We start from the raw sequence: 9,600 nt of genomic DNA on the forward strand, positions 1-9,600 counted from the left end.
CCGTCTACTCGGGCACGAGGCGGTAGGCGCCGTCGGAGGCGGAGGTGGCCATCGAGGCGTACGCCCGCAGCGCCGCGGAGACCTTCCGGTCCCGGTCGGCCGGGGTGTAGGGCTTGTCCCGCTTCTCCTGAGCCGCGCGACGCTGGCCGAGGACGATGTCGTCGACGTCGAGCGAGATCGAGCGGTTCGGGATGTCGATGGAGATCTGGTCGCCGTCCTCGATCAGGGCGATCAGGCCGCCGCCGGCAGCCTCCGGGGAGACATGGCCGATCGAGAGGCCGCTCGTGCCGCCGGAGAAGCGACCGTCGGTGATCAGCGCGCACTTCTGGCCCAGGCCACGGCCCTTGAGGAACGAGGTCGGGTAGAGCATCTCCTGCATGCCCGGCCCACCCTTCGGGCCCTCGTAGCGGATCACCACGACGTGGCCGGCCTCGACCTTCTTGGCGAGGATGCCGTCGACAGCGTCGTCCTGGGACTCGAAGACGATCGCGGTGCCGGTGAAGGTCAGGCAGTCGTCGGGAACGCCCGCGGTCTTCACGACGCAGCCGTCGGGGGCGATGTTGCCCGACAGGATCGCCAGCCCGCCGTCTTCAGAGTAGGCGTGCTCGAAGTCGCGGATGCAGCCCTCGGCGGCGTCGGTGTCCAGGCTCGCCCAGAGGTTCTCGGTGGAGAACGCCTCGGTCGTACGCACCCCGCCCGGGGCGGCGAGGAAGAGGTCGAGCGCCTCCTGGCTGGGGTTCTCGGCGCGGATGTCCCAGGTGCCCAGCCACTCCTCCATGGTGTCGGAGTGGATGGTGTGGACGTCCTCGTTGAGCGCGCCACCACGGCGCAGCTCGCCGAGCAGGGCGGGGATGCCGCCGGCGCGGTGGACGTCCTCCATGTGGTACTTCGGGCTGTTGGGGGCGACCTTGCTCAGGCACGGCACCCGGCGCGAGATCGCGTCGATGTCGTGGACGTTGAAGTCGAGCTCGGCCTCACGCGCGGCCGCGAGCAGGTGGAGCACGGTGTTGGTCGAGCCGCCCATGGCGACGTCGAGGGCGACCGCGTTCTCGAAGGCGCTGCGGTTGGCGATGTTCCGCGGCAGAACGGACTCGTCGCCCTCCTCGTAGTAGCGGCGGCACAGCTCGACGACCGTACGTCCGGCCTCCTCGAAGAGCGCGCGGCGCTTGGCGTGGGTGGCCAGGGTCGACCCGTTGCCGGGCAGGCTGAGGCCGATGGCCTCGGTGAGGCAGTTCATCGAGTTGGCGGTGAACATGCCGCTACAGGAGCCGCAGGTCGGACACGCGGAGCGCTCGACGGTGTCGAGCAGCTCGTCGCTGACCGCCTCGTTGACCGAGAGCACCATCGCGTCGACCAGGTCGAGCTTGTCGTGGACCAGGCCCTCGACGGCGACCGTCTTGCCGGCCTCCATCGGGCCGCCGGAGACGAAGACGACCGGGATGTTGAGGCGCAGGCTGGCCAGCAGCATGCCGGGGGTGATCTTGTCGCAGTTGGAGATGCACACGATCGCGTCGGCGCGGTGCGCCTCGACCATGTATTCGACCGCATCCGCGATCAGCTCACGGCTCGGCAGCGAGTACAGCATCCCGGCGTGGCCCATCGCGATGCCGTCGTCGACGGCGATCGTGTTGAACTCCTTGGCCACTCCCCCGGCCTCCTGGATCTTCTCGGCGACGATCTTGCCGAGGTCACGGAGGTGGACATGGCCGGGTACGAACTCGGTGAACGAGTTGGCGATCGCGATGATCGGCTTGCCGAAGTCGTCATCGGTCATGCCGGTCGCGCGCCACAGCGCGCGGGCACCCGCCATGTTGCGGCCCGAGGTCGAGGTTGCGGAGCGAAGAGTGGGCATGCCAGAAGGCTAGACCGGTTCGGGTGGATCGTTCGACCAGCGACGAACCGCGGACGTCAGGCGAGCCACGCAAGCATGATCCGGCCGGTGCGCACGAGCTGGGCCGGGTCGACGACGTCGGGTGTGTCGGCGGGTGAGTGGTAGGCGGCGTATGGAGTCGAACCGAGGCGCACGCCGGGCAGGCCCGCCCGTACGAAGGACCAGTGGTCGCTGGAACGGTTGGGGGTCTGGGAGCAGCCGGTGGTCGGCACCTTCGCACGCCTTGCCGCCGCTCGGAGGCTCGCCAGGGTGCGGTCGAGTCCTGGGCGTGCGCCGCACACCGGGACAGCCTCCCCTACGCCGACCCGGTCCAGTGAGACCATGCCGGCCAGCGTTCTGCGCTCGACGGGCGTGAGGGACGCAACATACGCGCGAGAGCCGTAGTGGTGGTCGCCGTCGGTCTCACCTCGCGGCTCCTCGGAGCCGAAGACGACCAACCGCACCGGCACCCTCGTCGACCGTCCTGCGGCCGTCTCGGCGATCGCCAGCAGCACGGCCACGCCGGACGCGTTGTCCTCCGCACCCGGTGCCTGCGGGACGGTGTCGAGGTGGGCACCGACCAGGAGCCACGGCTGCCCGGGGCGTACGTCTCCTCTGTCGGCGACCAGGTTGACCGACTCCCCCGCGCGGACCGGGATGCCCCACGAGACTCCGGCAGGCGTCTGGAACCGCTGTCGGTGCACCTGCCAGCCGAACCCTGCCAGCTGTCCCTCGACCCAGGCTGCGGCTCGATGGTAAGCGGGCGACGTCCCGGGTCTCGGGCCGATCTCACCCGCCAGATGGCGTACGGCGTCGGTCGCTGTCCCGACGCGGAGCTGCTCGGGTGTCAATGGCGGGGCGGCCTGGGTCTCGCTCGGGGTGGGCGAGGGCTTGGACGCGGTGGCCGGCGCTGTCGCGGTGGTTGTCGGAGAGGTCTCGGGGGTCGGTGACGCCTCACCGCACCCGGTGAGGACGAGGAGGGACCCGGCCGCGAACGCGATACGACGGATCATGGCCTCGCCTGCCCAAGGATCCGGGCCGCCTCACGACCGCCCACCACGCGTGGAGCAAACGTCTCGGGATCCATCCGGTAGGGCACGAGGTGCAGATCCTCCAGCGTGGCGCCGCGGAAGGTCGCCTCGAGAACGACGCCCTCCATCGTCTGGGACATGAAGTCCATGTCGAAGACGAAGTTTCCGAGCGAGTGGATGACCGGTACGCCGCCGACCCGCTCGAGCGGCTGGACCCAGTGGGGGTGGCCGCCGGCGACAAGATCCGCCCCTGCAGCGACGAGACGGCGGGCGACACGGCGCTGAACTGCCTCGGGGCGATGGGTGTACTGCGTACCCCAGTGCGGCAGCACCACCACGACGTCGGCAACCTTCTCGGCGGCTCGGACCTCCCGCTCGACCCGGCGCAGGTCGGCATCGACGAGAGGACCCGTACGTGGCGGCATCCGCACCGAGAAGGCGCCCGGGTCGCTCCTCGTCGCCCGAGGCGTCTCGCCGATCGCGTTGAACCCCAGGAACGCGAAGGTGATCCCGGCTCTCTCTACCACGGCCGGCCGGGCAGCCACGTCGAGATCCCGCCCGGCCCCGAACGGCACGATCCCCGCCCCCGATAACGCCTCGACCGTCTCCGTCAACGCCCGGTCGCCGAAATCACCTGTGTGGTTGTTCGCCAACGAGATCGCATCGAAACCAGCCTCCCGCAGAGGCCGCAGCACCTCCGGCCCAGCACCGAAGGAATCCCCACCCTGAGTCGGGCTCCCTGCTTTCGACAACGTCGACTCGAGATTGCCTACGGTGATGTCAGCGCCCGCCAAGCGAGCCTGCATCGGAGCCAGCGCCGCCGTCGCATCGGGCACCCCGCGGGTCAGCATCAGATCCCCGACGACGGTCAACCGCACTCGCGGCTCGGCAGCAATAGTGGGCGCCGGAACCGAGGAGGACGCGGGAGGGGCCCGCGTCGTTGCGGACCCGACTGGTGTGCCGGCGCCACAGGCGGACAGCGCGCATACGAGCACGGCGGTGAGCCAGTGGCATCCCATACCTCCAGCATGCCCCCAGACCAAGGATCCCGTGCAGCCTCGACCGACCGCATCGAGGACGGCAACACGCTACGGATCCGTGCGCCTCAGTTCTTCGCGGCCCTGACGACCATCACGTCGGGGATGTCGCGGAGGATCTCGCGCCAGGTCTCGCCGGCGTCGGCGGAGGCCCAGACCGAGCCGTTGCGAGCACCGAAGTAGACCCCGGCCGTCTCGTGGTCGTCGGCGCACATCGCGTCGCGCATGACGCCCACGTAGAAGTGGTCGGGCAGGCCCTTGTCGAGCGCCTCCCAGTGGTCGCCAGCGTCGCGCGAGCGCCACACGATCGGCTTGGCCTCCGGTGGGTAGCGGGACTCGCCGGCGCCGATCGGGAAGGTGAAGATCGTGTCGGGCTCCTTCGGGTGGACGACCATCGCGAAGCCGAAGTCGGTGGGCAGGCCGTCGGCGATCGACTTCCAGGAGCCCCCTTCGTCGTCGGAGCGGTAGACGCCGCCGTGGTTCTGCAGGTAGAGCCGCTCGGGACGGGCTGAGTGGCGGGCGACCTTGTGGACGCACTGGCCGAACTCGGGGTACTGCTGCCCCTCGGGCAGGAAGACCGCGATGATGCCGTTGTTGCGCGCCTCCCAGGTCTCCCCTCCGTCGCGGGTCTGGTAGACGCCGCCGGTCGAGATCGCCGCGGTCACCGAGTCCGGGTCGGTGGGGTGCGGCAGGATCGTGTGGAACGCCTGCCCGCCGAAGCCCTCGTTCCACTCGGTGCGGTGCGGGTGGTCCCACAGCCCACGCACCAGCGAGAAGCTGGCTCCGCCGTCGGTCGACCGGAAGATCGCGCCGGGCTCGACACCGGCCCAGATCGTGCCTTCCGGCAGCCCTGGCTGGAGCTGCCAGATCCGGGCCAGGCTCGCGTCGACGTCGTCGGGGAACGACATCGAGGTCTCGGTCCAGGTCTCGCCGCCGTCAGCCGAGGCGCGCACCAGCGCACCCAGCCACAGCGAGGAGCATCCGGCAAGGACTCGCCCGGTTCCGGGCTCGATCATGGCGGAGTAGATCTCCTCCATGTCATGGTGCGGACCGGTGAAGTCCCAGTCCTGCCGGGCGTCGTCAGAGCGCCCTATCCACAGACCCTTGCGGGTCCCGACAAGCAGCTGCGTACCCATGCCTTCCAGCATCCACCCGCCCGCCGTCTGTGGCCAGGAGATTTCGGCGAAAGAACGGTGAGGGAAAACACCAGCCCCAGCGGGGCCTGATTCTTCGGCCTGGGCCGCCCAGCCCCTAGCCTGAAGTCATGACCAGACCTGTTGCCTGGGAGACGTTCACCGCGATCCTCTTCGACCTGGACGGCGTGATCACGCCGACCGCTGTCGTGCACATGCGTGCGTGGGAGGAGATGTTCAACGCCTACCTGCAGGAGAAGACCCCGGGGGCGCCGGCCTACACCGACCAGGACTACTTCGCCTACGTCGACGGCAAGCCGCGCTATGACGGCGTCCGTGACTTCCTCGCCTCCCGCGACATCCGGCTTCCCGAGGGCACCCCGGACGACGCGCCGGAGCTCGAGACCGTCTGCGGTCTCGGCAACCGGAAGAACAACGCCTTCAACATGGTGCTCGAGCGGGACGGCGTCGAGGCCTACCCCGGATCGGTGCAATTCCTGGATTACCTGACCGCCCTCGACGTCCGGCTCGGCGTCGTGTCCTCGTCGGTCAACGCCCCGACCGTGCTCAAGGCGGCCGGGCTGCTGGACCGTTTCGAGACGGTCGTGTCGGGCGCCGTCGCAGATGAGCAGGGTCTTCCCGGCAAGCCTGCACCGGACACGTTTGTCTACGCCGGTAAGGTCCTCGGAGCCACCCCGAGCGAGGCCGTCGTGCTCGAGGACGCCGTCTCCGGGGTGCGCGCCGGCAAGGCAGGAGATTTCGCGCTCGTCGTCGGGGTGGACCGTGGCGCCGGCCACGACACCCTCACGGCCGCCGGCGCCAGTCTCGTCGTATCCGACCTTGCTGAACTCATTCCAGACCCTGCTCGAGGAGCACAGCAGTGAAGACCAACGTCGGCCCGAACCCGATGGACCGGGCCCGTTACCCCATCGACCCGTGGCGGCTGGTGGAGACCAGCTACTCCCCCGACGACCTCGGCCTGACCGAGACGCTCTTCAGCGTCGCCAACGGCTATCTCGGCATGCGCGGCACCCCCGAGGAGGGGCGCCCGACCTACGCGCACGGCACCTTCATCAACGGGTTCCACGAGACCTGGCCGATCCGCCATGCCGAGAACGCCTACGGCTTCGCCAAGACCGGCCAGACCATCGTCAACGCCCCCGACTCCAAGATCATGAAGATCTACGTCGACGACGAGCCGCTGACCTTCGGCACCTCCGACCTGGAGGAGTACGAGCGGGTGCTCGACTTCCGCGAGGGTGTGCTGCGCCGGCACCTGGTGTGGCGTACGCCCTCGGGCAAGCGGGTTTCGATCAAGTCGACCCGGATGGTGTCGATGACGCAGCGGCACCTCTCGATCCAGACCCTCGAGATCACGATGCTGAGCGGCGCGGCGCCGATCGTGGTCTCGTCCCAGCTGCTCAACAGGCAGGACGGCAAGGACGAGTACCACGTGCCGTCGGCGGCGCTGGGCGAGGGCATGGACCCCCGCAAGGCCTCCGCCTTCGACACCCGCGTCCTGCTCCCGCAGATGTCGGTCGCCGACGAGGAGCAGATGACCCTCGGCTACCGCTGCGCCAACTCGGGGATGACGATCGCGGTCAGCGCCGCCCACCAGATCGACACGCCGGACCCGGTCGAGACCGTCGTCCGCGCCGAGGACGACCTGGCCAAGACGGTCTTCCGGGTCGACGCAACCGAGGGCAGCACGCTGCGGTTGCAGAAGACCGTGGCGTACCACACCTCCCGCGGGGTGCCGGTGCGCGAGCTGGCCGACCGCTGCGGACGTACGCTCGACCGGGCGATCCGCCTGGGCGTCGGTCACTTCGAGCGTGACCAGCGCAACTGGTACGACGACTTCTGGTCCGCCGCCGACGTCGAGATCTCCGCCGCCACGGAGGACAGCGTCGAGGACATCGCCGCGGCCCAGCAGGCGATCCGGTTCAACCTGTTCTCGCTGGCCCAGGCGACCGCCCGCACCGACGGGCTCGGCGTCCCCGCGAAGGGGGTCACCGGCTCCGGCTACGAGGGGCACTACTTCTGGGACACGGAGTGCTACGTCGTCCCGTTCCTCTGCTACACCCAGCCCGAGGTCGCCCGCAACGTGATGCACGCCCGCTCGGTGATGCTCCCCGCGGCCCGGCAGCGGGCGCTGGAGATGGCCGCGAAGGGGGCGCTGTTCGCCTGGCGCACCATCAATGGTCAGGAGGCATCGGCCTACTACGCGGCCGGCACCGCGCAGGTGCACATCGATGCCGACATCGCCTTCGCGCTGATGAAGTACGTCTACGCGACCGGTGACATCGGCTATCTCATCCGCGAGGGCGTCGACATCCTGGTCGAGACCTCACGGATGTGGGCCGACCTCGGCTTCTGGCGCCACAACGGCGAGCCGTCCTTCCACATCCACGGCGTGACCGGGCCGGACGAGTACACCACGGTGGTCAACAACAACCTGTTCACCAACGTGATGGCCCGCTACAACCTGGAGAAGGCCGTCGAGACCATCGAGATGCTCCGGGCGGACTACCCGCGCGAGTATGCGCAGGTCATGGGCCGGCTCGACATCTCTCCCGACGAGGTCGAGGAGTGGGGTCGCTGCGCCGCGGCGATGCACATCCCCTACGAGGAGGGGCTCGGCATCCACCCGCAGGACGACAACTTCCTCGACCGCGAGGTGTGGGACCTGCCCAACACCCCCGACGACGTACGTCCCCTGCTGCTGCACTACCACCCGCTGGTGATCTACCGGTTCCAGGTGCTCAAGCAGACCGACGTGGTGCTCGCCCTCTTCCAGCAGGGCAACCGGTTCACCCCTGAGCAGAAGCGGGCCGACTTCGAGTACTACGACCCGATCACCACCGGCGACTCGACGCTGTCGGCGGTCGTGCAGTCGATCGTGGCGGCCGAGGTGGGCTACCAGGACGACGCACTGCGCTACTTCTATGACGCGCTCTACGTCGACCTCCACAACATGCACGGCAACACGGTCGACGGGATGCACATCGCCTCCACCGGGGGCGTGTGGGGCGGGCTCGCGTTCGGCTTCGGCGGGATGCGCGACTACGACGGCAAGCTCTCCTTCGACCCGCGCCTTCCCGTTCAGTGGGGCTCGCTGATCTTCCGGGTCCAGTGGCACTCGACCCGGATGCAGGTCGCGCTGACCAGCGACCAGATCGTGTTCACCGTCGTGGACACCCCGGGCGAGGAGTTCGACATCCCGATCAGCGTCCGTGGGAAGGAGTTCGTGGTCTCGAAGGGCTCGCCGGTCATCGTGCCGCTCGACGACCAGGGCCCGCGGATCGGCACCCACATCGACGAGGAGCCGCACGGCGGCATCCGCCCCGACGGATCGCGGATCACCGCCACGGTGCCTCCGCCGATCCCGCCGGAGCTCTACGAGCAGGACCACGTCGAGCACGCGATGGTCCCGCAGGAGTCGCGGCGTGGGTCCGAGCGGCTCGCGGAGGAGGCCAACAAGGCCATCAACCTGTCCAACATCTCGCAGACGGACTCGGCGCAGTAGCGGGTCTTTACGTGGTCCTAGACTGACCGGGTGGTCACAGCTTCCTCCTCTCTCCGGGCGAGGCTGGCCCACCCGGTCGTCCTGGTTCTGATCGGGATCGCGTCGGTGCAGGTCGGCGCGACCTTCGCCAAGTCGCTCTTCGACGAGGTCACCCCGACGGCCATGGTGTGGCTGCGGCTGACGCTGTCCGCGCTGATCCTGCTGGCGATCACCCGGCCCCGGGTCCGCGGCCTATCCCGCCGCGACTGGCTCGTCGTGGTCGCCTTCGGCGCCTCGCTCGGACTGATGAACTGGGCCATCTACCAGTCCTTCGCCCGGCTCCCGATCGGGATCGCGGTCACCATCGAGTTCATCGGCCCGCTCACGATCGCGCTGGTCACCTCGCGGCGGGCCCGCGACCTGGTCTGGGTCGCGCTGGCGGCCGCGGGGGTGGTCCTGCTCGGTCTCGAGCCCGGGCGGATCTCGATCGTGGGCGTGCTCTTCGCGCTGCTCGCGGGGGCCTGCTGGGCTGCGTACATCGTGCTGTCGAAGGCGACCGGAGCGCGGTGGGAGGGGCTCGACGGGCTCGCCCTGGCCTCCACGGTCGCGGCGGTGGCGCTGACGCCTGCGGCGATGGCGTACGCCGACGGGCTGGGCTCTCCGCACGTGTGGCTGGTCGGGCTGATCGTGGGCCTGATGTCGTCGGTGATCCCGTACTCCCTCGATCTCGTCGCCCTGCGTTCGATCAAGTCGGGGCTCTACGCGATCCTGATGTCGCTGGAGCCGGCCGCCGGCGCTCTGGCCGCGATCCTGATCCTCCACGAGGGTCTCTCGGTCCTGCAGTGGCTGGCGATCGCCTGTGTCGTCGTCGCCTCCGCGGGGGCGACGCGCACCGGGAAGCCCGAGCACCACGTGCCGGCCGAGTCGACCCCGGTGTAGTGGGGCGTTTCACACAAGCGACATCCGCACGTCACTGACTCCGAACGTTGAGGTCACTACAGTTCGGTGACAACTCCCCCTCCGC

7 protein-coding genes are annotated in these 9,600 nt (G+C 69.2%); 3 read left to right on the forward strand and 4 right to left on the reverse strand.

From position 1 onward, the window contains the following. Window positions 1–4 precede the first annotated feature (4 nt). The 4 genes from ilvD to AB0F44_RS18585 all read right to left on the reverse strand — a co-directional run bounded on the left by ilvD (window position 5) and on the right by AB0F44_RS18585 (window position 5,074). On the reverse strand, window positions 5–1,852 hold the full coding sequence (ilvD, locus tag AB0F44_RS18570; RefSeq protein ID WP_357357871.1) for a dihydroxy-acid dehydratase: 1,848 nt from the start codon (window positions 1,850–1,852) through the stop codon (window positions 5–7). A gap of 56 nt (window positions 1,853–1,908) precedes the next feature. Beyond that, window positions 1,909–2,883, reverse strand: a complete 975-nt coding sequence (locus AB0F44_RS18575) for a M28 family metallopeptidase (protein WP_357357872.1) — start codon at window positions 2,881–2,883, stop codon at window positions 1,909–1,911. After that, complete coding sequence (locus tag AB0F44_RS18580) at window positions 2,880–3,920, reverse strand: CapA family protein (RefSeq protein WP_357357875.1); 1,041 nt, start codon at window positions 3,918–3,920, stop codon at window positions 2,880–2,882. Before AB0F44_RS18580 ends, AB0F44_RS18575 begins: the two co-directional genes overlap by 4 nt. 86 nt (window positions 3,921–4,006) lie before the next feature. After that, window positions 4,007–5,074 (reverse strand): exo-alpha-sialidase, encoded by a 1,068-nt coding sequence (locus AB0F44_RS18585; RefSeq protein WP_357357877.1) that lies wholly within the window; start codon window positions 5,072–5,074, stop codon window positions 4,007–4,009. A gap of 128 nt (window positions 5,075–5,202) precedes the next feature. Here AB0F44_RS18585 and AB0F44_RS18590 point away from each other — a divergent pair, with 128 nt between their 5' ends. From AB0F44_RS18590 to AB0F44_RS18600, 3 genes are read left to right on the forward strand one after another with little or no spacing between them, the layout of a single operon-like run. Then, complete coding sequence (locus AB0F44_RS18590; RefSeq protein WP_357357878.1) at window positions 5,203–5,955, forward strand: beta-phosphoglucomutase family hydrolase; 753 nt, start codon at window positions 5,203–5,205, stop codon at window positions 5,953–5,955. A 23-nt stretch (window positions 5,956–5,978) separates the two neighbouring features. After that, window positions 5,979–8,597, forward strand: a complete 2,619-nt coding sequence (locus AB0F44_RS18595) for a glycosyl hydrolase family 65 protein (protein WP_357357999.1) — start codon at window positions 5,979–5,981, stop codon at window positions 8,595–8,597. Between the two features lie 30 nt (window positions 8,598–8,627). Next, complete coding sequence (locus AB0F44_RS18600) at window positions 8,628–9,515, forward strand: EamA family transporter (RefSeq protein WP_357357880.1); 888 nt, start codon at window positions 8,628–8,630, stop codon at window positions 9,513–9,515. The last annotated feature ends 85 nt before the right edge of the window (window positions 9,516–9,600 follow it).

The organism is Nocardioides sp. NPDC023903 (assembly GCF_040639295.1).
In the GTDB taxonomy this organism is placed as follows: Bacteria; Actinomycetota; Actinomycetes; order Propionibacteriales; family Nocardioidaceae; genus Nocardioides.